We start from the raw sequence: 24,140 nt of genomic DNA, 5'->3' as shown, positions 1-24,140 counted from the left end.
TTAATTAAAAGGGATAACCAATTGCGATGTTTAGGATCAGATTGTCTTTTCTCCACGCGCCACTTCCAAAATTTATTTGATCAAAAGTCCATCTTTTTCCCTCTTCATAATAAGGTATTCTTAGAGGGATTGCTAAATCTAACCTTAGTATAAGGATGGAAAAATCTAACCGTACTCCAACGCCGGCGCCAACAGCGATTTCTTTTGCAAAATCTTTAGAGAATTTTCCGCCTGGTCTTGTTGGGTCTTCATTGACGAGCCATACATTCCCGGCATCTGCAAAGGCTGCAACATTCAAAAATTTGTAAATATTGGCTCGGTATTCTGCGTTGAATTCTAACTTAATATCTCCTGATTGATCGAAGAAAAAAGTAGCATTTTGTTTTCTTGGGTCATAACTTCCGGGACCTAAAGTTCTCGCACGGAAAGCTCGGATACTATTGCTTCCGCCCACATAAAACTGTTTTGTATAAGGCATATAAACGGAATTTCCGTAAGGGAAACCAATCCCCACAATTGCTCTTGTTGCAATCGAACTTTTAGAATTTACCTTTCTGTAATATCTGAAATCATGTTCCATTTTAGCATACTGACTAAACGGAATATTGAAAAATTCTTTTTGCTTACCGGCTTTTGCATCTGCGCCACTTACTAAACCTGCGATTGTTCCTGCGATATCTACGCTTCCTTTATAATAGAAGGTGTTTTTCTTTGGAAGCATGGTATTCGTATAAGTGAAACTGTAAGCTGGGCCAAAAATTAACTGCTTATCTACAACTCTTTGCAGAGACGGATTTGGCGGAATTATATTGTTGGGGTCAGAATCATCACCTTTTATTTGGAGCAAATACTTATCAGTTACATTTTGAGGCGCAACCAAAGTCACATCCAAAACTTTTAGATCATGTTCTTTTCTTTCATTTTCTTTCCAGAGATATCCGAAAGAAGTATTGAAATTATGTAAAGTGTACAATGCGGTGCGACTCAAAAATTCATAACCAATATTGAAATTCGTTCGCGGAACATAAGCACTGGAAGAATGAAATTTAAACGGCGCCACAATTCTCGGAATAGAAAGTTGGGCATTTGCACCAAATCTAATGATGTTGTTCGCATCTTTCGGACCACCAACCTGCACATCAAACGCACCATAAATGGCACCTTTTATTTGCTCAGCACCTCGGAAGAAATTTCGGTTCGTCCAGTTCAGGTTTATTTCGCCACCCGTATAATTGGCGGAATTTGTTTTCCCTAAAGTCTCCAGGCGTAATGATTGAAATGGTCGCGGTGTCAATAAATAATAGGCATCAAATTTATGGTTCAAAGAATCTGAAACAATAAATTCATTTTTTACAAATTTAAAAACACCCAAACTGATCAATCGGTTCAACGATAAATTATGATCTGTTCGATTGTATAAATCACCTTTTTCAAAATAAAGCGTTCGGTCGAAAATTTTCGGCTTAAATTTATTTTGTGGATCAATGATATAGAGGTTATTGTAAACTTTTACAGAATCTGTGTTATAAGGAATGCCATATTTTCCCAGTTTCAGATCTGCGATATTGTAATCTGCAAAAACAATGGTCTTATCAATGGTAAATTGTTCCTTTGAAATTTGCGGCGTATTTTTTTTCAGTTTTACAAAAAGCTCAACTTTAGGTTCTTTCTGCACGGTAGAATCGGCCTGAACAATAATATTATCCGGACTGAAATAGTAAAATCCTCGGTTTTTCAAATGTTCATTAATTCGTTCTCTTTCTGCTTTAATGACATCCAGATCAAAAGGATTCCCAGCTTTCAAGAAGGTCTTGTCTTTAATATTTTGAATTTCAGAATTGATCACCGTTGAATCTTCAGGAAAATTAACTTTGCTGATCAAATATCTCGCTCCAGGTTTTACAGTATATAGAACGGAAGCTTTTCTGTTTTTAGAAATGGTGTCTGAAGAAGCTTTAGCATTAAAGAAACCTTTATTCTCCGAATAGTTAACAATAATTTTTTTATTGAATTCCCGATCAACATCGCCTAACAAAACCGGTTTCTCCCCAATTTTATATTTGAGCCAGTACCGAATTCCTTTTTGTTTTTTTGGTTCTTTCGTTATATTATAAATGTAAAGTCGAGGTCTTAAACCTAAGAAAGAAGAATTTGGTTTCGGTCTCAACTGATCTTGAAGCGCTTCTTTTAAATTCGATTTTTCTTTCTTTTTGAGCGTATCATTTTTAATGGTAATTTTTGCGCCGGTGTATAACATTTGTCCTTCCTGCAAAAATTTGGTATTGCAACACGAGGAGATGATCAACATTAATGAAAATGCCGCAAATATTTTATAATAGGATGTTTTCAATTTTATCATTATTTTGAAGACGTATTTTGTTTTCTAAATTCTTTATTTTTCTTGGCTCTTTCAAATATTTCCCGGAATTTATCGTAATCTAAAGTGATGATAAATCCGACGCCAGTTTCGATGATCTGTCCTTGTAAAGCCACTTGATAATCATTTTTACGATAGGCTCTCAACATATATCTTCCATCTTTCGACAAGCTGTAATCCAAAGTGATATCGCCTGCAATATTCGTCATCTGTTCATTTTGTCGTGCATCACCTTCGAGTGCGAAATTATTTCCAACGGTTACTTTCAATCGGTCATCAAATAATCTTTTAGACAAACCGACATTGAGATCTGTCCTTTCGTTTTTACTTCCGGTTGAATAATCTTCTGTAGAATTTAGATCAAAATTCAGTTCTACACCGCCAATTAAATCTTTCGCTAAATTATTCAGCTGTTCCGATAAAATTCGACTCACACTTTGTTTTGCCAGTGTTGAAGCGGATAAACCTGTTTCACTTTGGAAAGGATTTTCCCCGATAAATCTGTTCAGCAATAACAAAGCAAAAACTTGTTTGTTCATTTCAGATTCTTCTCGTCGCAGCTGATCCAGTTTGGCTTTCGTATTGTCTAAAACCGTTGCTGAAACTGAATTGTTTTCTTCAGCAGTCGTAATATCGAAAGTGATAATTGGTTTCATCAGTTCACCTTTCATGATCAATAAAGTATTGAAAGGAATTCTCTGTTTATATTGATTCAACTCTGCGCCGGAAACTCCCGTTAATTGTTGTTGCAGTAAATCGAGTGGTGCAGCGTCGGTTTTATAAATTGCCGTGATGTCAAGATTTGCCGTCATCGGTTCTCCAGTCCAGGTAATCGTACTTCCCTTTTGGATCTCAAATTTTCTTTTCAGTAAACTCACCGACATTTCATACGCTCCTTGTTCCACCTGATAAACGCCGACCAAAGTTGTTTTTCCCGAAGGATCAATTCCGCCTGTTAATTGTGCTTCTCCTTGAAGTTTTACAAAATCACCGTTTGCTTTATCGATAATTAAAGAAATTTTGGCTTCCTTATTCACATCGATATTTACATTGACGTCCATGCCTTTAATTTGGCTTTGGTTCGTCAGAGAATCTGCATTTATAGTTTTCTGCAAAGCGATTTGGTCTTGATCAATGAATTCTACAATTCCTTCTCTTTCCTGTAGACCAGGCGAAGATTGGGGCAAAACAAAAGTAAAATCAGTTTTATCGGTTATAGACAAATTCCCATCAACTTTTGGCAAATCTAAATCTCCGCGAATTCTTAATCCAGCGTCAACTGCCAAAACGCCGTACATTATTCTGTCGTTGTTTTTCTCAGAATCTACAACTTTGAAATTTTTTGCATTCACATCTAAGTTAAAGGCAAAATCTTTATAAGTTTTGGTCAGAACGGAACCATCAATAACAATTGCGTTCCCTGATTCGTCTTTAATTTTAAAGGCATTGAAATCAATTCCACGGTTTGTAAATTTAATTTCGTCGTTGATATTTTTGAATTTACTTCCGAGCTGTGTAATTCCTAAACCGACGTCATTAAATTTTACGGCACCTAAAACATTCGGTGCTTTTGTATTTCCTCCGATTTTTAAATTTCCGGAAAGATAACCTTCTGCATTTTCGATGGCATTCATAGAAAATCCTTGAACCGTCTTCATTTGAAGTTGGTTCATATTCAAATTCATATCTAATCCGCTCGATTTCGTGTTGTACGTTCCCGCTAATTTTACATCATTATTAAAGCCGGAAAGTGTGATGTCCGCACGAATTAATTCTGAAGTTTGATTGTTTGCTTTTACATCTAAATTACCGACCGGACTTCCATAAAAGAATAAATCGGTAATATTTAAATCGGAAGTGAACGTCATATTGTTTTTCAAATCGCGAAGTTGTGCCGTTCCATTAATGTTCCCTTTTGCGAGAAGAGAATCTTTTTTTACCAATTCGGTCAACGTTTCAATTTTAAAATCTTTCAGCGTAATGTTGAGCGGACTGTTTGGAGTATTGTTTTCTGACTGAACATGAATTTCACTTCCTGCGTTTGAAATTCCGAAATTATTAGCTAAAATTCCGCGACTGCTTAATTGGATAAAATTGTCGGGCGTCACTTGCCAATCGGTATAATTTAATTTTAAACCATCCTGATTTAATTTGATTTTGGTCAGATCACCCATCTTTTCCACATTTCCGGCGATCAAAAATTTCGTCGCATCTTTTTCATCTTTCGTGGAAGCGTTGTAAGTGATGAGGTTGTTTTTTACATCACCATTTACGCGAACCTTCATTAAAGCAATACTTTCATTATTAAACTGTCCCAGATTGACGTCATAAACTAAGGCGTCATTCAAATTATTAATGGTTAAAGTTCCGTTTCTAATGATGTTTTTTCCATAAGTAACTTCCGGAATTTGTCCGTTAACTTCCAGTTTTTTAGAATCTGCGTCGTAATTGCCGGTAAAAGTAATTGGTTCAAAACTCGTGAGTTCAGGTACGAACTTTCGTAGTAATTTGTCGTCTTTTACTTTTGCATTAAAGGTGAAATATTGTTTAGCATCAACTTTTACCGTTTTTGTTCCAGGTTTTTGAAACTGATAATATTGATTAATGGTTTGCTGCAAAGAGCCGAAAATCTGCGTCAATTTATATTTTCCCTTCAGATCGACATCTGCAATTTGAGATTTCAGCTCGATTCGGTTGCTGTCTAAAGTTGAAACGGCTTTTAGATAGACTTCCTGCAAAGGAAAAACATCTTTCGTATCAGAAATTGCAAAATTCTTTAAGTTCAAATATCCATTTGGTGCGTCAAGATTTAGACTGGAAAAATCACCATCGATATCTCCGGCAAGAATCATTTGATCCTTATAAAAACCTAATTTGTTTAGATCCAATTTATTGATTCGTCCGTTTACTTTTACGGTCGGATTTTTATCGGTGAAATTTCCGGAAGCTAATATTTTCAAATTGGCATTTGGATCTTTAGAATCTAGATTTATGACATAATTACCTTGGTTAATTTTGCCGTTCAAAGCCATATTTCGGTAGGTGTAACCATTGTAATAAACCGAAGTAATGTCTCCTTTGATATCTGCATTCGCTTTTTTCGGATCGAAACTTTGACCTTTTACAGAAATTTGTCCGGTAATTGAACCTAAATCCTTATTGTGAATGATGGCTCCAATTTGTAAATTCTGAAGATTTGCCAAAACATCATACTTTTCCTGACCTTTCTGTTTCATATTGACAGAAGCTCGAACTGCAGCGTTGCCTAAAGTAGAATTGAGTTTCAGATTAGCGTTTACAATTTGCGTCGTTCCTTTCGCAGTTCCTGCAATTTTAAAATAAGAAGGCAGAGAAATATTGCTTGGAATTGTATTTTTTGGAACTAAATTGAAGATCGTTTTTGCAGTAGATGATAATTCGCGAATATTCAAATCATAATATAAATTCTTCGGATCCATTGCATTTTTGATAGTTCCGGAAGCATTTACGATTAATTTATCCAGGCCCGAAACTTCTAAATTTTGAATCGTTAAATCATTCAAAGTTCCCTTTAATCTCGTATTTACATTTAAAGTTGAATTTGGATATTTATTAAAAGGCGCCGTGTTTCGCAAAGACGGAACCAACATTAAAATATCGCTGAATCCTACTTTAGAATTTTTGATATTGGCTAAAATTTTGATCGCGCCCGGATTTGCTGAAAGTTGCTCGATTGAATTATAATTCAACACCACTTCATCACGCAAAATAGTTTTCGGTGTTTGCAAATACAGATCTTTCAGATAAGCCTGTTTGTCTTCATAAACAAAATCGGTTTGGAATTTCTGGATATTTAAACCGCGACTTTCTTTGATTTCTGCTGAATTTACAGTTCCTGCAAAAGTGCCGTCTTTCATTTTAAAATTCCGGACTTCCAGATCCATTTTTGAAAAATTCAAATGATTAAAATCGATTCCGCTTTTCGTTGGAGCAATTGCAGTATTGTCGTAAACCACTTTTACGTCATCGAAAATAAATGTCTTCAGTAGAAGCGCGAGCGATTTATCTGTCGCAGATTTGCCGTTTGCAGAAGGTTTCGGATTGGCGTTTTTTGAAGGCAAAAATAATTTTGCATTAATATCTGCTCCTTTTAAATAAACATTGTCAACTCCAAAGTCGCTCTTTTCTAAATCGAGTTTGTTGATTTTGGTGCTGAGTTCTTTAAAAATAACTTTCGCAAAAGTCTTTGAATTATCGTCGCCGTAATCGATATTGAAATTGGTAAGATTGATTTTATTCAAACCTAATTTCATCGGTTTTTGTTTATTCAAAGAATCGACTTTTTTAACAACTTTAGTCGCGACTTCCTCAATTAGATCCTGCTTCAGTTTCAGGCGAAGTCCGTCCATATTGATGTCGTTTGCCGCGTAAGAATTATTTTGAACATCGAAAGTTTTTACACGGGTATCAAAAGACTTGAAATAAACATTAATATCATTTCGGGATTGCTGATCGATAAATGAGATCCCGATATCTTTCAAATTAATTTTATCCAGAGAAATAATAAAAGGTTTTGAAGGCGTTTTTTCTTCGTCTTTTGTCGCGAAAGCATCGATAATGTAATCAAAATTGAAAGATCCATTTGGATTTCGAACTACGTTTGCTTTAATACCTTCCAGATCGATGGACGTAATATCGGCAGTGTTATTGAGAAGTTTTGGGATATTTAAACCGACATCTAACTTTCGCGCAAACAAGAGCGTATCAACTTTTTGACCTTTCAAATAAAGGTTTTCCATGACTAAACTGTTCGGAAAATCGATGTAAACGCGATCGAGAGTTACTGTTGTATGAATTTTTTCTTGAAGATAATTTACCAGTTTTCCTTTCGCAAAGCTTTGCACAGCAGGTAATTGTAAACTTAAAACCAATGCGATCACCAACACGAGTAAACATGCGATGACAATTCCGGTGTATTTTAAGATCTTTTTGTAGATATTCACTTACTCAAATTAGATGGATTAAAATTTACAAAAAAAATACATTACGGTTGACTTTAATGTATTAGAATTGTAATAATATTATAGATTTTCCGGACTGATTAAAATCTTGGACGGGTCGTAAATATAATATTTAAAGCCTCAAAATTAATAATTTTAGGCAAACAACCTATATTTGTAAAAATTTGAAGATGAAAATTCTAATATTAAACGGTCCTAACCTCAATCTTTTAGGAACACGCGAACCCGAAATATACGGCACAGTTTCCATGGAAAAGCATTTAGAACTGTTACAAAAAGCGTACCCAAAACACGATATTTCATATTATCAATCGAATGTTGAGGGTGAAATCATTAATCGCCTACAGGAGGATAATTTCGAAGCGTTGATTATTAATCCTGGAGCTTTTACACATTATTCTTACGCGATTGCAGATTGCCTGAAAAATATTTCGCAACCAAAAATTGAAGTTCATATCAGCAATATCTACAAAAGAGAGGAGTTTCGTCAAAAATCAGTAACCGCTGTAAATGCAGACGGCATTATCAGCGGTTTTGGAATGAATGGATATTCTCTCGCAATCGCAAGTTTGATCATTCAATAAAGTTGATGCTATGAAAAACTTCATATTACTTTTCATATTCTTGTTTTCGGGAATTTTTTTGCTTAAAAGTCAAACCAAAGATCCGCGTTATCAACCGAAAGAATATGTAGAAATTACGCATCCAGAATGGTCGAAAAATGCGACGATCTACGAAGTAAATATTCGTCAATATACGCCGGAGGGAACTTTCAAAGCTTTTGAAAATCATTTGCCTCGTCTCAAAAAGATGGGTGTTGATATTATTTGGCTTATGCCAATTCATCCGATCGGCGTGAAAAATAGAAAAGGCTCTTTGGGAAGTTATTATTCTGTGAAAGATTTCTACGGAATCAATTCAGAGTTTGGAACCAGGAAGGATTTTCAGCATTTGGTTGATAAAATTCATTCGATGGGAATGTATGTGATCATCGATTGGGTGGGAAATCATTCTGCGTGGGATAATCCGCTTGCAACGCAGCATCCAGATTGGTACACGAAAACGAAGGAAGGAAATTTTCAGCCAACGCCTTGGTACGATTGGGATGATGTGATCGATTTTGATTACGACAATCCGGATTTTAGAAAATACATGACCGATGCTCTGAAATATTGGGTAAAAGAAACCAATATCGATGGTTATCGCGCCGATGTCGCGGGATTTATTCCCACCGATTTCTGGGAAAATGCGCGACAGGAACTGGATCAGATAAAGCCGGTATTTATGCTGGCGGAATGGGAGAGTCGCGATCTGTATAAAAAATCTTTCGACATGACGTATTCCTGGAGTTTGTGGGATCAACTGCGCGTTGCGACAAACCAACAGAAATTATCAGGTTTGGTCGAATACCTTTCTCACGATGTAAACACCGTCCCAAGAAATGCGTATCGAATGACTTTCACCGATAATCACGATAAAAATTCCTGGGAAGGAAATCCGTACTTGAATTTTGGGCCTGGCTTGAAAACTGCGATTGTAATGACTGGAGTCGTCAACGGCATGATGCTTTGCTATAGCGGTCAGGAAGCAGGTCTGAACAGAAGTCTGAAATTTTTTGAAAAAGATCCGATCGAATGGAAAGATGATGTAAATGCAGATTTATTTAGGAAATTATTTCATTTAAAACACGAGAATCAAGCGTTGTGGAATGGAAAATATGGCGGTGAAATGATTCATGTTGTGAATGATCAGCAGGATAAAATCATCTCCTTTTATAGAGAAAAAAATAAGGATGTTGTTTTTCCAATCTTGAATTTTTCAAATGAAACGGTTTCTGTAAACCTTGATACAAAATATGATCAGGGAAATTACAAAGAACTTTTTAGCGGAAAAATTTTCAATATCGAAGAAAAGACAAATTTAAAACTGGAACCGTGGTCTTATCTTGTTTTAGTGAAGGAATAATTATTGCTTAAAAAACTTAGAAAAACTTAAATATGAAAAAGATCCTTTTATTGATGATATTCTCCGCTGTTCTTTCGTGTAAGAAAGACAAAGAAAGCTTAGTGCAAAATGATGCCGATTCTACAAAATCAGTTCTCGACAGTATGCAAATTCCAGCCTTTAAAAACACTGAAGAATCTGTTGCTTTTAAAATTATACCTCAAAATATTACCAGCGAAAAAGGAAGAGCAATTTTTAAGCAAAACGGAAACGTACTCTTTTATTTTGATCAAAATTCCAACGAAGGCAATATAAGGATTGATGGAAAAGATTATCCTCTGAACAGATTTAATTTTACTGAAAACAACTATTCTATTTCTGGAAGTGGAGTAGAAATTGAGGCTACAAACGGTGATTTTAAGGATGGAAAAGATGATTGTATAGAAGGTGATTTCCAAGAAGTAAAAGTTTCGCTCAATGATAAAATAGTTAATCTAACCAATATTACTGCGGAAGATTGTCCGAACTACTAATTTAAAATTCTTCGTTTTCACTCCACTGCGATTCGTCGAAAGAATGGCTGTCTTGCGCCAAAAGTTCAGCTTCACGTTCCAGATATTCTTTCATCGTAAAAGTCACAGTATCGTTGCTTTTTTCTTTGGCCAATCTTCTCGTCACCGCTTTATCAATAAGCATAAACCGTTGTCCAAGTCTTCTCGCTGCATAAGCGCGCATTCCTGTAGCTTTCAAAATATCTACCGCCATATTTACTGCGGTTCCCAATGTTTCGCGGTAAATGTTATCGACTCCATTATTAATGAAATCATAAGCATCGAGACGATTTTTTGAACGAACAAAAAATTTCAGTTGCGGAAATTTTTCCCGAGCATATTCGAGAATAAATTTATTTTTCTCCGGACTGTCTAAACAAAGGATGAGCAAATCTGCAGTTTCTGCACCGGCTGAACGTAAAATTCCGGGTTTCGCAGCGTCTCCAAAATAAACTTTAAAGCCATTTTTTCTTAAAATATTTACACGCTCCGGATCATTATCCAAAACAGTAGCTTTCACTCCATTCACGCGCAGTAATCTTCCAACGGTACTTCCAAAATGGCCAAATCCAACAATAATTATTCTTTGTTGTTTGATGGGTTCGGCAATTTCGTCATCATTGTTTTGAGGTTTTGGCCATCTTGGTTCAATGAATTTATCATTAATGATTAGTAAAATTGGAGTAATACACATTGTGATCGCCGTAATTGCGAGAAGTTGTGCATTTAATTTTGGATCCAGTAAATACAGATTTGTGGAATAATTGATGAGTACAAAAGCAAATTCTCCAATTTGAGATAAGGCAAAAGCAACCATGAAATTTTGATCTATCTTTAACTTAAAGAATTTCCCAACGCCGAAAAGAACGCCAAATTTTACTGCTAAAACTACGATCGTGGTTGTGAAAATAAACATCGGATCTTCCATGATGACGAAGAAATTGATGGTTGCTCCAACACTAACAAAAAAAACAGCCAATAGTAATCCTTTAAATGGCTCGATCTGACTTTCAAGTTCATGACGAAATTCACTCGTAGCCAACATTACTCCGGCGATAAAAGCTCCAAGAGCCGGAGATAATCCGACAGCATTCATCAATTCTGAAACTCCAATAACGAGAAATAGGGAAGAAGCGGTCAATAATTCATTCATTCCCGACCGTGAAACGTATCTCAGAAACGGCACAAAAATATAACGGCCTAAAAAAATCAAAAGCAAAACTCCCAGAATAATCGAAAACGGCTGTAACCAATCGGGTAAATATTGCAGCAAGATCATTTGCTCTTTATCTGTTGGTCGTGAAGCTAAAACAGGCAATAAAGCTAAAATCGGAATCACAGCAATATCCTGAAACAGAAGGATCGAGAAGGAAGATTCACCGACTTCTGTGCGGAAAATATCTTTCTCTTTTAAAGTCTGCAACACGATCGCCGTAGAAGAAAGTGCAAAACACAAAGCCGCCACCAAAGCTTGATCAGGACGCCATTTTGCTACATAAAATATGAGGAAAAGTAAGGTCACTGTGATCAACATCTGACTCAAACCCATGCCGAAAATTTTCTTTCTGATGCGCCAGAATTTTTTGGGTTCAACTTCTAAGCCTATTAGGAAAAGCAACATGATCACGCCAAATTCTGTCGTATTCATGATGTCTTCGGAACCGCGACCTGTTAATTTTAAAACAAAAGGACCAATAATAATTCCGCCCAGAATAAATCCGATCACAGAACTCAAACCCAGTTTCCGGACCAATGGAACCATGATAATGGCTGCACCTAAAAAAATGAGGGCGGTCATTGCAAGTGAATTCTCCATTATCTAATGTTGAGGGTTTTTTTAATTTTTCCGGAAATATCCAAAAGTTCTTCTTTGGTTAGATCGTCGGAATTATGAACTGCGATTAATTCTTTTACTTCGATTTGATTTACTTTTAATGATAATGTAAGTGATTTTAATAGTTCTTCGATCGTGGTTTCATACATTCCTTCCGGCGTGTAATGTTCTGCTTTTCCGCCTACAGTTACGATGATGATTACATCTTTATTTTGAAGTGGATGGTTTTTTTCCATCGTCCACGTCATGTCGAAAACCTCGTCGATCCAAAGTTTAAGAAGCGGTGGAATCGAAAACCAGATCAGGGGAAAATGAAAAATGAGTCGCTCGTAGTCTCTGATTCTTTTTCTCTCTTTGAAAGCCTGAATGTGAAAATCAGGGTATTCTTCATACAAATCTTTGAAAACCAAATTTTCAACACCATCATATATTTTTACTAACTCTACGTTGGAAGTAGAATATTCAAAATAAGGATGTGCAAAAATAACAAGGGTTTTCTTCAAGATCTTCGATTTTTTTAAAAATACTGAAAAAAAACAAAAATTACAATTTTATTGAAAAAATAAATTGACTATTTTTGAAATATGAAGGTAGAAAAAGTGGTTTCTAAAGAACATAAGAAGGAATTTACAGAGTTTTCGGCACGTTTGTTTTCTGATGATTCAAATTATATTCGTCCGATTGATAAAGATATTGAGAGTGTTTTTGATACTAAAAGGAATAAATTTTTTCGCTTTGGAGAATGTGAACGTTTTCTCTTTTTAAATGATAAAAATAAAACGGTCGGCAAAATTGCAGTCTTCATTAATAAAAAATATGAACAGGATCAACCAACGGGTGGGATTGGTTTTTTTGACTGCATTAATGATCAGGAAACAGCCAATTTTATCTTTGATTTTGCGAAGGATCGGCTTCAGGGAAAAGGAATGGAGGCGATGGATGGACCGATTAATTTCGGGGAAAGGGATCGGTTTTGGGGACTTTTGATCGAAGGTTTTTCCGAACCACTTTTCGGGATGAATTATAATCCTCCTTATTATAAAGAACTTTTTGAGAATTATGGATTTCAGATTTATTTCAATCAATTATGTTTTGGCCGAAAGATCCATGATCCGGTTGCTGAAAATTTTCTGGAAATGCACGAAAGAATTTCAAAAGTAAAACCGATTTCTGCGAAAAGAATGAAAGCTAAAAATCTGGAAAAATTCGCTGTCGATTTTACGGAAGTTTATAATAAAGCCTGGGCAAATCATGGTGAAGGAAAACAACTTACTAATGCGCAAACGCTGAAACTATTTCTCACTTTGAAACCTGTTATCAACGATCATATTTCCTGGTTTATTTACGAAAATGAAAAACCCATCGCAATGTGGATGAATATTCCCGATCTCAATCAATGGTTCAAATATCTGGATGGAAAGTTTGGACTTTGGCAGAAACTGAAATTTCTTTTCGTTAAGAAGTTCAGAAAAAATAAGAAAATGGTCGGTTTGGTTTTTGGGATTGTTCCGGAATGGCAGAAAAAAGGCATCGACGGCTTTATGATCTGGGAAGGAACGAGACATTTTAGAAAAACCACTGATTTTGAAGATTACGAAATGCAGTGGATCGGTGATTTTAATCCAAAAATGATGAAGATCGCAGAGAATTTAGAAACTGAAGTGACGCGTAAATTAGCGACGTATCGTTATCTTTTTGATCGAGAGAAGGAATTTGAAAGGCATCCGATTTTGTAGAAATTTTTAATTTAAAATTAAATATAAGCTTTAATTAAATTTTACGTCTCGAATATTCAAATAATAAGTCACATTTCCTTTCCAGTGATTTTCTTCGGCGGTAAAGGCGATGTCGAAAGTCTTTTGTCGAAAATCATCGGCAAATTTTCCCAGTTTAAAACCTACACATTCAATGTTTTTTCCTGTAGAATCTTGTTTGATGAAGAATTTTAAATGATTATTATCTTTCCCCATCGTTTTCACATAACCCGAAACTTTTTGATTTTTTAAAACCAGAACGGGTTTCATATTGTTCGGACCAAATGGCGCTAATTTACGGTGGAAGTTGAAGAAATCTTTATCCAGATCATCGATCGTAACGTCGGAATCAATTTTTATGCTTGGTTCTTTTTGATGGTCCTGAATTTTTTGGGCAACTACTTTTTCAAACTTTTCTTTGAATAGTTCAAACTTGTCTTTTTCCATCGAAAGTCCTGCTGCTGCGGGATGACCGCCAAATTTTAGAAAAAGATCTGAACAGTTTTCCAGGGCATCATGCACATCGAAATCAGCAATTGACCGCGCCGAAGCGACCATTTCGCCGTTGTTTCCGTCTGCGAAAACAATAGTAGGTTTATAAAAAGTTTCAGTTAATCTTGAAGCTACGATTCCGATAACGCCTTTGTTCCATGTTGAACCGTAAACAACGGTAGAAAAATTTTGCAGTTGACCAGTTGTTTCTACTTGCAAAAGTGCTTCGATGGTACTGCTCGTATCCATTTCCCGGCGGGAATCATTGAGTGTTATAATGTCACTTACAATTTGATGCGCCTGTTTTAAATTATCGGAAACCATTAATTCTACGGCGGCTTTACCATGGGATATTCTTCCGGCAGCATTTATTTTTGGTGCGATTTCAAAAACGATGTTTGAGATCTCGAAAGTTGCCAGTTTATCTTCGGGGATCAACATTCTTAAGCCCAGATTTCTGGATTTTCTTAAAACTTTTAAACCCTGTTTCGCCAAAACTCTGTTTTCTCCCGTCATTGAAACGATGTCTGCGGCGATAGAAATTGCGAGTAAATCGGTCAATTCGAAAAGTTCAGCTTCCGGAATTTTATAAATGGTATTTAAACCCTGACATAATTTGAACCCAACTCCGCAACCAGACAATTCTTTGAACGGATAGCGGCAATCGACTCTTTTAGGATCTAGAACTGCGACCGCAGCAGGAATTTCTTCGCCGGGTAAATGGTGATCGCAAATAATAAAATCTACGCCTAAATTATTCGCGTATTCAACTTTATCGAGTGCTTTGATTCCGCAATCAAGTGCAATTATTACAGAGAAACCGTTTTCTTTTGCGAAATCGATTCCTTCGTTTGAAATCCCGTAACCTTCAATATTTCGGTCGGGAATATAATAAGTAAGGTATTTTTTATCTACAATTTTGCTGAGGTAAAGATACATCAAGGCAACTGCAGTGGTTCCGTCGACATCATAATCACCATAGACCATTATTTTTTCTCCATTTTCAATCGCTGTTGCAATGCGATCTACCGCAAGTTGCATATCCTTCATAAGGAATGGATTGTGAATATCGTTGAGGTTGGGTTTAAAGAATTCCCGCGCTTTTTGATAATTGTCGATTCCGCGCATGACGAGAATTTTGGATTCAAAGGTGCCGAAACCTAGAGATGTACTTAATCCATCAACAATTTCTTCATCGGGTTCGGGTTTGTAAATCCATTTTTGATTCATAATCTCACAAAAATAGAGTTTTTTTTTGAATTTTTTTTGTTGAAATCTTGATCATTGGATCCTAAGTTCAATTAAATATAAGTTCAATTTTCAGCAAACAAAATTATTTTTTTTAAAGTGAAAGCTAGAAAGAGGGTTCTAATTCAAATTCTTAAATAAATTTCAATAAAGCTTTTAACAATTGTTATTCTTTCATAAAAGAGGAACATTTGGTGCAGAAAAGTAAAAATTTGCCAAATTTAAAGTGCAGTAATTCAACGAAGTAACAATTATTCTGAATTTTTTATAAATAATTTAAATCTAAAAACTTTTGAGGCTCGTAATTTATATTAGAACCAAATTAAAAAATATTTATTATGGAAAAAACAGTTCATGTATCAAACAAAGGAGCAACTTTGGATACAAACAGAAGAAATTTTCTGAAGTTAGGTGGAGTCGGTCTCGTAGTAGCAGGACTTACTTTGGCCGGATGTAGAAATGATGATCCACCATATATGCCGCAAGATGCGATATTTGACCTAGGAGTAGGTGATGTGGGGATTTTAAATTATGCTTATGCATTAGAACAACTAGAAGCTGATTTTTACACGAAAGTGGTTAATAATTTTTACAGTGGTATTTCTGCAGCGGAAAAACAAGTTTTTATAGATATTTATAATCATGAGGTTATTCACAGAGATTTTTTCAAAGCCGCGATTACTGCAGCGGGTGCGACGCCGACACCAAAATTAGAATTTAAATATGACGGTATCGATTTCAGTAGTAGAACATCGATTCTTGCTACTGCCAAAGCATTGGAAGACACCGGTGTTGCAGCTTATAACGGTGCAGGTAGATTAATTAAAAATCTAGATTATTTAGTAATTGCAGGTAAAATAGTAAGTGTTGAAGCGAGACATGCTTCTGCGATTAGAGATATTATTAACCCTAATTCTATGGATTTCTCAGGAGATGACGTAGTTGGTGCAAATGGTTTGGATGTGGCAAAACCACCGAAAGACATTGTTGCAGCCGCTGGTGGATTTTTCAAAACACCATTTACTTGGAAAGAACAAGGAATTGGGTAGAATTTATTAATTTTTAAAACATTTATTATGAACTTACTTACAATATTAGATAAACTTTCGGACGATAAATTTTTCACAACCGAAACTTCAAGATTAGGGAGTCTGTCTCAATTTTCAGACTTCGGAAAAAAAGCCGCACTTGCTGCTATTCCATTAGGATTAGGATCATTTATGGCGACTTCGGCTAAAGCTGAGACAACACAAGAGATGCGTTTTGCGGCAGCTTCGGCTTTAACGGGCGCGCTTCAATTGGCTCTAACTTTAGAATATTTAGAAGACGAATATTACAGAACAGGTCTTGCTGCTTCGGGATTAATTCCTGCAGGAGATAAAGTAGTTTTTCAGCAAATCAGCAAACATGAAACAGCTCACGTTGCTTTCTTAAAAACTGCGCTGACTAATTTAGGAGAAACTCCAGGTACAAAACCAACTTTTGATTTTACAGTTGGTGGAACTTTTCAACCTTTTTCAGATTATCAAACTTTTTTGACTCTTGCGCAAGCTTTTGAAGATACAGGAGTTCGAGCTTATAAAGGACAAGCTGGAAACGTTGCATCAAACAAAGATGTTTTACAGGCAGCTTTGCAAATTCACTCTGTGGAAGCAAGACACGCTTCGAAAGTACGTAGAATGCGTATGAACAAAGGTTGGATCGAGCTTAATGTAGGTGGAAATATGCCTTCACAAACCGATGCAGTGTATGCAGGAGAAGAAAACATAACGCAAGCTGGTTATAATACTGCTACTTTATTTGGAGCTCCAGCTGGATCGGCTTCATTTGATGAAATACTTACCGGAGACCAAGCGGCTGCAATTGCAGGATTATTTATAGTGTAAAACACTCTCGATTATATTTAGTATCCTTTTCAAATTTTATTTGGAAAGGATTTCTTTTGACTAAAAAAAACCGTCTCATCAATTCATGATAAGACGATTTTTAAAATATGTAAACTATTTTAAGAATACATTTGCTGTTGTAATTCTTTTATTTTTTTATCATCCAAATACTCATCATAAGTCATTTGTCTGTCAATAATTCCTTTTGGAGTCAATTCAATAACTCTATTACAAACTGTTTCTAACATTTCATGATCATGAGAAGAAAGTAGAATGGTTCCTTTAAAGTTCGTCAATGAATTATTTAAAGTGGTGATACTTTCCAAATCCAGGTGATTTGTTGGTTCATCCATTAGTAGAACATTTGCTCTTTGTAACATCATTCGGCTAAACATACAACGCATTTTTTCTCCACCTGAAAGGACTTTACAAGATTTCAAAGCTTCATCTCCGGAGAAAAGCATCTTCCCTAAAAATCCACGCATATATTCTTCGTGACGCTCGTCATCGCTTTTTGTAAACTGGCGCAACCAATCAACAAGATTAATATCTTCCTCGAAAAAACTATTATTATCTAAAGGCATATACGATTGGTTTGTTGTAATTCCCCAATTATATTCGCCTTTATCTGCCTTAGTATTGCCAGATAGAATTTCAAAAAACTCTGTAATCGCTAAACTGTTTTTAGAAAGTACTGCGATTTTATCTCCTTTTTTCAGGTTTAGATCGATCTTCGAAAATAGAAGCTCACCATCTTTTGTTTTTTCCAGATTTTTGATCTCTAAAATTTGATCTCCGGCTTCACGTTCTGTATCAAAAATAATTGCAGGATATCTTCTGGAACTTGGCTTAATGTCATCAATATTTAATTTATCGATCATTTTTTTACGGGCAGTTGCCTGTTTCGCTTTTGCAACGTTAGAAGAGAAACGTGCGATAAAATCTTGCAATTCTTTCTTTTTATCCTCTGCTTTTTTGTTGGCTTGTTGTCTTTGTCTCGTCGCTAATTGTGACGCTTGATACCAGAAAGAGTAATTACCAGTATATAAATTCAATTTAGAATAATCTAAATCGGCAATGTTGGTACAAACGGTATCTAAAAAGTGACGGTCGTGAGAAACTACAATTACCGTGTTTTCATAAGTTGACAAAAAGTCTTCTAACCACGCAATTGTTTCAATATCAAGGTCATTCGTAGGTTCATCGAGAATTAGAACATCTGGATTTCCGAACAAAGCTTGTGCTAAAAGAACCTTTACTTTATTTTGATTTTCGAGTTCACTCATCATTTGATAATGCATCTCGTCTTTAACTCCAACATTAGAAAGCATTGTCATGGCATCAGATTCAGAATTCCAGCCACCCAGTTCATCGTAAGTTACTCCGAGTTCGCCTGCTTTTAAACCATCGGCATCAGAAAAATCTTCTTTTGCGTAGAGCGCGTCCATCTCTTCTTTTAATTTGAAAAGTTTCTCGTTACCTCTTAGCACGGTCTCTAATACAGTGAAATTATCGTAGGCAAAGTGATCTTGTTCTAAAACGGACATTCTTTTTCCCGGCTCAAGCGATATATTGCCCGTTGTTGGATCTTGATCTCCAGTTAATATTTTAAGGAATGTAGATTTTCCGGCACCATTTGCACCGATTATTCCGTAGCAGTTTCCTTTCGTAAACATAATGTTCACATCATCGAAAAGTATTCTCTTCCCGAATTGCAATGATAAATTAGATACTGTTAACATATAGTTTTGTAAATTTGGCGCAAAATTACGAAAAGAAATTGGGTTTTGAAGTTTCAATTTTAATGAGCTTATTTCAAGATATTGAAAAGAGACTGAATTTTTAAGATAATATTTAGTTAAAATTGCGTAAATTTAACATATCTTTAAATTATAAAGTAGGAAGTACAATGAAGATAGAAAAAACAATCAATATTTTTAACAAACGTGCTCGTTTCGAATATGAGTTATTAGATGAAATAGAGGCGGGAATGGTGCTTACAGGAACTGAGATTAAATCATTGCGTTCTTCAAAAGCTAGTATTACAGAAGCGTTTTGTCAATTTATTGATGGCGAACTTTACATAATTAATATGATGATTGACGAATATAAACTGGGGACATTTTATAATCACAAAACAAAAAGGGAACGGAAGTTGCTATTGCACAAACGGGAATTGCAAAAGTTTGAAAAAAAACTAAAAGATGTTGGAAATACTATTGTTCCTTTAAAACTATATATTAATGACAAAGGAAAAGCTAAAATTCTTATCGCACTTGGTCGAGGTAAGAAGCTATTCGACAAACGCGACAGTATAAAAGACAGAGAAAATAAACGCAATCTCGAAAGAATATTAAAGAAAAGTTAAAAAAAGACTAAAAATCTTTGTTTATAAAGAAAATTTATATTTATTTTGCATTATCAATTATTTAATCATTTAATTCTATGAAAAATCTAAAATTAGGAATTTCAGCATTGGCTCTTACAATTGCCTCTACTGTTTTCGCCCAGACTACCAGTAACCCGTGGTTAATCGGTGTTGGTGCTCACGGAGTAAATCATGCTGCGGCAGGAGGTAAAATTGGAAATGTTTTTTCTACTGCATTTGGTAGTGGAGATGGCGGTCAATTGTATAACATCAGCAACTTTACGATTACACCTCCACTTTCAAAGTTAACTGTAGCAAGAAACATTAATAAATTATTGGTTCTTGACTGGCAAACTTCCGTAGGGAACGTTGACAATAAAAGAATTGGAATGGGAAAAGAATTTTTCCTAATGACCGGTTTAGGTCTTCAATTCAAATTCAACGGTCTTTGGAACGAAGAATCTTGGTTTGATCCATATTTGAGAGTTGGTGCAAACTACATGAGACACGATTATACAGGTGTTACTTTTCCTTTAACTGATATTAATGGAGAATACTATCCTGGATTTTCTGACGGAATGGCTAGTACACAAAGAAGAAGCGATCACTTTACAGTTTCAACTGGTTTAGGATCTAACTTCTGGTTAACTAAAAACTTTGGTCTTGGTATTCAAGGTGATTACGTTTCTACACCAATTGACAAGTCAGATGTTGCTAACTTTTGGCAAGCTTCTGCTTCACTATTGTTTAGATTCGGTAACAACGATAGAGATAAAGACGGTATCTTAGATAAAGATGATAGATGTCCAGATACTCCAGGTTTAGCAGAATTCAAGGGTTGTCCTGATACTGATGGAGACGGAATTCCAGATATCGATGATCAATGTCCAGATGTTGCAGGTCCAGTTGAAAACAACGGTTGTCCTTGGCCAGATACTGACGGCGATGGAGTAATTGACAAAGATGATGCTTGTCCTACAGTTCCTGGTCCAGCAGAAAACAAAGGTTGTCCTTGGCCAGATACTGACGGTGACGGAATCTTAGATAAAGATGACGCTTGTCCTACAGTTTTCGGATTGAAAGAATACAACGGTTGTCCTAAACCTCAAACTGTAATAGCTGACGAAGCTACAGGAGCTCTTAAAGGAATCTTCTTTAACTTCGACAAAGCGACAATCAGACCAGAATCTAGTTCTAAATTAGATATGGCTTCTGACATTATTAAAAATTCTAACGGTGGTACTTTCTTATTGACAGGTGAAACTGACAAAAAAGGTGCTGATTCTTATAACTTGAAATTATCTAGAGAAAGAGCTGCTGCGGTAGTAAATGCTCTAGAAGCAAGAGGGGTATCTGCAACTCAATTGAAATCTAAAGGTGTTGGTGAAGCTAACGCAGTGGTTTCTGAGAAAGCATCGGATGCTGAAAGAATGACTGATAGAAAAGTAGTTGTAACTGCTGTTGATAGAGCTGCTTTTGACGCAATGGATAAGTCTGACTTACCAGTTGTTGTTAAAAAATCTGCTAAACCAGCGAAGAAAACAATGAAAAAGAAATCAATGAAAAAAAGAAAATAATCAAAAATTATTTCTAAATCATAAAAAAAACGCTCCCATTATTGGGGGCGTTTTTTATGATTTTATGTAAATTTGCAATATTAATAACTGAAACTTATGGGACGCGCATTCGAATATAGAAAAGCCTCAAAAATGGCCCGTTGGGACAAGATGGCCAAAACATTCTCCAAAATAGGAAAAGACATTGCTCTTGCCGTAAAAGCAGGTGGTCCAGATCCGGATTCTAATCCTTCTTTGAGAAGGTGTATGCAAAATGCCAAAGGCGCGAACATGCCAAAAGATAATGTAGAAAGAGCAATCAAAAAAGCCAGTGGTGTAGATGCAGAGCATTATGAGGAAATTACTTACGAAGGGTATGGTTTAGGTGGTGTTGCATTTTTTGTTGAATGTACTACAAACAACCCTACAAGAACCGTTGCGAACGTAAGAGCAATTTTCAATAAGTTTGACGGTAGTCTCGGAAAGAATGGAGAGTTAGCTTTTATCTTTGATAGAAAAGGAATTTTCTCGATTGATAAATCGTCAATCAAAATGGATTGGGATGATTTCGAAATGGAAATGATCGATGGTGGAGCAGAAGAAGTAGATAGTGATCACGAAGAAGTTATGATTACAACAGCATTCGAAGATTTTGGTGCGCTTTCGCACAAATTGGAAGAATTAGGAATGGAAGCAAAAAGTGCTGAATTAGAAAGAATTCCCAATAATTCCAAAGAAGTTACCGAAGAACAGTTTAAAGTCAATATGAAAATGTTAGATCGTTTCGAAGAAGACGATGACGTTCAGAATGTTTATCATAATATGGAAATCACCGACGCCTTACTGGATTCTTTATAAGAAAATAATATCCCATTCATCTTCAATTAACATGGAAGTCTTTTCTTTGCACAAAAGCGATGAAAAGAAATGTTGAGTTAGTTGTAATTTCAGATGTTCATTTAGGAACTTACGGTTGCAAGGCGAAAGAATTGTTAAGATATCTCAATTCCATTCAACCGAGGATCTTAGTTCTAAATGGAGATATCATCGATGTTTGGCAATTCAAAAAGTCCTATTTTCCTAAATCTCATTTGAAAGTCATCAAGAAAATACTTTCTTTCGCTACCAAAAATATTGAGGTTTACTATGTTACCGGAAATCATGATGAGATGTTTCGCAAGTTTGCTGATTTCGAATTAGGAAATCTTAAAATATGTAATAAAATTTGCCTTACTATTGATGAGAAAAAAACCTGGATTTTTCATGGTGATGTTTTCGATGCCTCTGTGCAGCATTCCAAATGGCTCGCAAAATTGGGCGGCAAAGGATACGATTTACTCATTCTTATCAATACGGTTATCAACTGGTTTTTGCAAAAGATGGGTAAAGAGAAATATTCATTTTCAAAAAAAATTAAAAACAACGTAAAAAAAGCAGTAAAATTTATCGGTGACTTCGAGTTAACTGCTTCTGAATTGGCGATTGACAATCATTATGATCATGTTATTTGCGGCCACATTCATCAACCGCAGATTCGGGAAGTCAACAACAAAAATGGATTCTGCATTTATATGAATTCCGGTGATTGGATCGAGAATCTATCGGCGCTCGAATACAACGATATGAAATGGAGTATATTCCATTATGAGAATCATAAGCATTTGTTGAAGGATGATGACAATGAAGAAATTCTGGAGATGAATCATCTAGAATTATTAAAAGTAGTAACCAATTTTTCCTGATGAAAATTCTATACCCATTTCAGGGAACGGGGAACGGACATATCGCAAGAGCGCAGGAAATTATTCCTCTTCTTAAAAAACATGTTGAAGTTGATACTTTAATGAGTGGTCATCAATCGCAACTAAAGACCGATTTTGATGTTAACTTCCATTACAAAGGAGTTTCGCTGCTATACAATAAAACAGGTGGTTTATCATATCGTAAAACATTTACAGGGAATAGTTTTGTTGAGGCTTTTAAAAACGGTAGAGACTTGCAACTTTCTCAGTACGATTTAATTATCAATGATTTCGAAGCTTTGACAGGATGGGCTTGTAAACTGAGAGATTTGCCCATGATGGAACTGAGTCATCAAGCTTCCCTGTGTTTTAAAGAAACTCCGAAACCGGAAAAAAAAGATTTTTTAGGCGAATTGATTTTAAATTATTATGTTCCAAGCGACCACAAAATCGGATTTCATTTTGAAAATTATCATCCGCAGATTAAAAAGCCTGTTATTAGAAAGAAAATTAGAAATCTAAATCCTGCGCGGAAAGGATATTATCTCGTTTACTTACCCAGCTTTTCCGACCAAAATATCATTGAGATCTTAAAGAATATTCCCGTTGAATGGAAGATCTTTTCAAAAGATAGCAAATTACAATATAAGCAAGAAAATCTGGAGATTTTCCCCATCGACGCAATTCAATTTTTACAATATTTTGAAAATTGTGATGGAATTTTGTGCAACGCAGGTTTTGAAACTCCCGCAGAAGCCCTGTTTATGGGTAAAAAGTTATTCGTTATTCCTATTCATAACCAATATGAGCAAGAATGTAATGCTTTTGCTTTAGAGAAAATGGGATTTCCAACCTCCAAAATATTAAATGCCGAAGAGATCAGAAAATGGGTCGATCATGACCATTATTTCACAGTTGATTATCCAGATGATATTGAAGAGATTTTACTCAATGAAGTCTTAACCTTCCAGTAAAATATCTTCCACATCAGTCATTCTGTTCATTACAGATCTTGCGTAAGAACAGTGTGGGTAAACTTTCCAGTTGTTTTCCCGAGCGAATTTAATGGCTTCTTCAACCAGATATTTCCCCATTCCACGACCTTCAAATTTTGCATGAACCAAAACAAAGGAAATAATGAGTTTATTTTCTTCCGGGAAAATGGTGTAAGTTAATCTTCCAACTTCGTCTTCATCATTATTCAACTTAAAAACTCCGCCGTTTCCTGACCGATCATTGGTGTATTTCATTTCTTTCGATTTTGTACTTTAAATTTAGGGAAAATAAATGAAAGCAGGATTTTAGATTTAATAAATCGTTTTGTTTTTCGCGATTGTTGCAGCCCAGCTTGAGCGGAAATCCTTTTTTGGGTCGTCATCTGACGAAAC

18 protein-coding genes are annotated in these 24,140 nt (G+C 35.6%); 11 read left to right on the top strand and 7 right to left on the bottom strand.

All coding sequences use genetic code 11. The annotated features are described in order from the left end of the window. Positions 1–4: 4 nt before the first annotated feature. Both tamL and OA86_RS04255 read right to left on the bottom strand, forming a co-directional pair. Positions 5–2,359, bottom strand: a complete 2,355-nt coding sequence (gene tamL / locus OA86_RS04260; protein ID WP_039349365.1) for a translocation and assembly module lipoprotein TamL — start codon at positions 2,357–2,359, stop codon at positions 5–7. Continuing rightward, positions 2,359–7,353: a translocation/assembly module TamB domain-containing protein gene (locus OA86_RS04255; protein ID WP_407928551.1), complete on the bottom strand. Its 4,995-nt coding sequence runs from the start codon at positions 7,351–7,353 to the stop codon at positions 2,359–2,361. Before OA86_RS04255 ends, tamL begins: the two co-directional genes overlap by 1 nt. A 194-nt stretch (positions 7,354–7,547) precedes the next feature. On the opposite strand from OA86_RS04255, the gene aroQ reads away from it, so the two are divergent. Genes aroQ through OA86_RS04240 form a run of 3 tightly spaced genes read left to right on the top strand, consistent with a single transcriptional unit; the run spans position 7,548 to position 9,854 of the window. Next, positions 7,548–7,961 (top strand): type II 3-dehydroquinate dehydratase, encoded by a 414-nt coding sequence (aroQ, locus tag OA86_RS04250; protein ID WP_039349359.1) that lies wholly within the window; start codon positions 7,548–7,550, stop codon positions 7,959–7,961. Between the two features lie 10 nt (positions 7,962–7,971). After that, positions 7,972–9,342, top strand: coding sequence for an alpha-amylase family glycosyl hydrolase (locus OA86_RS04245; RefSeq protein ID WP_052257379.1), 1,371 nt, complete (start codon positions 7,972–7,974; stop codon positions 9,340–9,342). A gap of 32 nt (positions 9,343–9,374) precedes the next feature. Next, on the top strand, positions 9,375–9,854 hold the full coding sequence (locus OA86_RS04240; protein ID WP_039349356.1) for a hypothetical protein: 480 nt from the start codon (positions 9,375–9,377) through the stop codon (positions 9,852–9,854). Position 9,855: 1 nt separating this feature from the next. Here OA86_RS04240 and OA86_RS04235 read toward each other — a convergent pair whose 3' ends face one another. Then, complete coding sequence (locus OA86_RS04235) at positions 9,856–11,688, bottom strand: monovalent cation:proton antiporter-2 (CPA2) family protein (protein WP_039349353.1); 1,833 nt, start codon at positions 11,686–11,688, stop codon at positions 9,856–9,858. Next, positions 11,688–12,209 carry an NAD(P)H-dependent oxidoreductase gene (locus tag OA86_RS04230; protein WP_039349351.1) on the bottom strand — a complete coding sequence of 174 codons (522 nt, stop codon included), beginning with the start codon at positions 12,207–12,209 and terminating at the stop codon, positions 11,688–11,690. The genes OA86_RS04235 and OA86_RS04230 overlap by 1 nt, the downstream gene beginning before the upstream one ends. An 81-nt stretch (positions 12,210–12,290) precedes the next feature. On the opposite strand from OA86_RS04230, the gene OA86_RS04225 reads away from it, so the two are divergent. Next, positions 12,291–13,442: a hypothetical protein gene (locus OA86_RS04225; protein ID WP_039349348.1), complete on the top strand. Its 1,152-nt coding sequence runs from the start codon at positions 12,291–12,293 to the stop codon at positions 13,440–13,442. A gap of 30 nt (positions 13,443–13,472) precedes the next feature. On the opposite strand, the gene recJ is transcribed toward OA86_RS04225, so the two are convergent. Then, positions 13,473–15,182: a single-stranded-DNA-specific exonuclease RecJ gene (recJ, locus tag OA86_RS04220; protein WP_039349345.1), complete on the bottom strand. Its 1,710-nt coding sequence runs from the start codon at positions 15,180–15,182 to the stop codon at positions 13,473–13,475. A gap of 356 nt (positions 15,183–15,538) precedes the next feature. Here recJ and OA86_RS04215 point away from each other — a divergent pair, with 356 nt between their 5' ends. Continuing rightward, on the top strand, positions 15,539–16,249 hold the full coding sequence (locus tag OA86_RS04215; protein ID WP_039349342.1) for a ferritin-like domain-containing protein: 711 nt from the start codon (positions 15,539–15,541) through the stop codon (positions 16,247–16,249). A 27-nt stretch (positions 16,250–16,276) separates the two neighbouring features. Next, positions 16,277–17,086 (top strand): ferritin-like domain-containing protein, encoded by an 810-nt coding sequence (locus OA86_RS04210; protein WP_039349339.1) that lies wholly within the window; start codon positions 16,277–16,279, stop codon positions 17,084–17,086. A gap of 119 nt (positions 17,087–17,205) precedes the next feature. On the opposite strand, the gene OA86_RS04205 is transcribed toward OA86_RS04210, so the two are convergent. Then, complete coding sequence (locus tag OA86_RS04205) at positions 17,206–18,828, bottom strand: ABC-F family ATP-binding cassette domain-containing protein (protein ID WP_039349336.1); 1,623 nt, start codon at positions 18,826–18,828, stop codon at positions 17,206–17,208. Positions 18,829–18,995: 167 nt separating this feature from the next. Here OA86_RS04205 and smpB point away from each other — a divergent pair, with 167 nt between their 5' ends. From smpB to OA86_RS04180, 5 genes are all read left to right on the top strand, one after another. Beyond that, on the top strand, positions 18,996–19,454 hold the full coding sequence (gene smpB, locus OA86_RS04200) for an SsrA-binding protein SmpB (RefSeq protein ID WP_039349333.1): 459 nt from the start codon (positions 18,996–18,998) through the stop codon (positions 19,452–19,454). A 77-nt stretch (positions 19,455–19,531) separates the two neighbouring features. After that, the gene (locus tag OA86_RS04195; RefSeq protein ID WP_039349330.1) at positions 19,532–21,031 is read left to right on the top strand and encodes an OmpA family protein; all 1,500 of its coding nucleotides are present in this window, start codon (positions 19,532–19,534) and stop codon (positions 21,029–21,031) included. A 96-nt stretch (positions 21,032–21,127) separates the two neighbouring features. Beyond that, positions 21,128–21,868 carry a YebC/PmpR family DNA-binding transcriptional regulator gene (locus OA86_RS04190; RefSeq protein ID WP_039349327.1) on the top strand — a complete coding sequence of 247 codons (741 nt, stop codon included), beginning with the start codon at positions 21,128–21,130 and terminating at the stop codon, positions 21,866–21,868. Positions 21,869–21,927: 59 nt separating this feature from the next. Continuing rightward, positions 21,928–22,752: a UDP-2,3-diacylglucosamine diphosphatase gene (locus tag OA86_RS04185; RefSeq protein WP_039349324.1), complete on the top strand. Its 825-nt coding sequence runs from the start codon at positions 21,928–21,930 to the stop codon at positions 22,750–22,752. Further along, positions 22,752–23,726 (top strand): glycosyltransferase family protein, encoded by a 975-nt coding sequence (locus OA86_RS04180; RefSeq protein ID WP_039349321.1) that lies wholly within the window; start codon positions 22,752–22,754, stop codon positions 23,724–23,726. The genes OA86_RS04185 and OA86_RS04180 overlap by 1 nt, the downstream gene beginning before the upstream one ends. Here OA86_RS04180 and OA86_RS04175 read toward each other — a convergent pair. Then, positions 23,712–24,002: a GNAT family N-acetyltransferase gene (locus OA86_RS04175; protein ID WP_039349318.1), complete on the bottom strand. Its 291-nt coding sequence runs from the start codon at positions 24,000–24,002 to the stop codon at positions 23,712–23,714. The two genes, OA86_RS04180 and OA86_RS04175, sit on opposite strands and share 15 nt — an antisense overlap. Between the last annotated feature and the right edge of the window lie 138 nt (positions 24,003–24,140).

The organism is Kaistella jeonii, assembly GCF_000812865.1.
Classification (GTDB): domain Bacteria; phylum Bacteroidota; class Bacteroidia; order Flavobacteriales; family Weeksellaceae; genus Kaistella; species Kaistella jeonii.
Note: the sequence above shows the minus strand (reverse complement) of the source record. Positions and strands in the feature narration are given on the sequence as shown.

Excerpts from the sequence above, each read along its gene's own strand:
- tamL (WP_039349365.1), bottom strand. The coding sequence starts at position 2,359 with ATGATAAAATTGAAAACATCCTATTATAAAATATTTGCGGCATTTTCA.
- aroQ (WP_039349359.1), top strand. The coding sequence starts at position 7,548 with ATGAAAATTCTAATATTAAACGGTCCTAACCTCAATCTTTTAGGAACA.
- OA86_RS04245 (WP_052257379.1), top strand. The coding sequence starts at position 7,972 with ATGAAAAACTTCATATTACTTTTCATATTCTTGTTTTCGGGAATTTTT.
- OA86_RS04240 (WP_039349356.1), top strand. The coding sequence starts at position 9,375 with ATGAAAAAGATCCTTTTATTGATGATATTCTCCGCTGTTCTTTCGTGT.
- OA86_RS04235 (WP_039349353.1), bottom strand. The coding sequence starts at position 11,688 with ATGGAGAATTCACTTGCAATGACCGCCCTCATTTTTTTAGGTGCAGCC.
- OA86_RS04225 (WP_039349348.1), top strand. The coding sequence starts at position 12,291 with ATGAAGGTAGAAAAAGTGGTTTCTAAAGAACATAAGAAGGAATTTACA.
- recJ (WP_039349345.1), bottom strand. The coding sequence starts at position 15,182 with ATGAATCAAAAATGGATTTACAAACCCGAACCCGATGAAGAAATTGTT.
- OA86_RS04215 (WP_039349342.1), top strand. The coding sequence starts at position 15,539 with ATGGAAAAAACAGTTCATGTATCAAACAAAGGAGCAACTTTGGATACA.
- OA86_RS04210 (WP_039349339.1), top strand. The coding sequence starts at position 16,277 with ATGAACTTACTTACAATATTAGATAAACTTTCGGACGATAAATTTTTC.
- OA86_RS04205 (WP_039349336.1), bottom strand. The coding sequence starts at position 18,828 with ATGTTAACAGTATCTAATTTATCATTGCAATTCGGGAAGAGAATACTT.
- smpB (WP_039349333.1), top strand. The coding sequence starts at position 18,996 with ATGAAGATAGAAAAAACAATCAATATTTTTAACAAACGTGCTCGTTTC.
- OA86_RS04195 (WP_039349330.1), top strand. The coding sequence starts at position 19,532 with ATGAAAAATCTAAAATTAGGAATTTCAGCATTGGCTCTTACAATTGCC.
- OA86_RS04190 (WP_039349327.1), top strand. The coding sequence starts at position 21,128 with ATGGGACGCGCATTCGAATATAGAAAAGCCTCAAAAATGGCCCGTTGG.
- OA86_RS04185 (WP_039349324.1), top strand. The coding sequence starts at position 21,928 with ATGAAAAGAAATGTTGAGTTAGTTGTAATTTCAGATGTTCATTTAGGA.
- OA86_RS04180 (WP_039349321.1), top strand. The coding sequence starts at position 22,752 with ATGAAAATTCTATACCCATTTCAGGGAACGGGGAACGGACATATCGCA.
- OA86_RS04175 (WP_039349318.1), bottom strand. The coding sequence starts at position 24,002 with ATGAAATACACCAATGATCGGTCAGGAAACGGCGGAGTTTTTAAGTTG.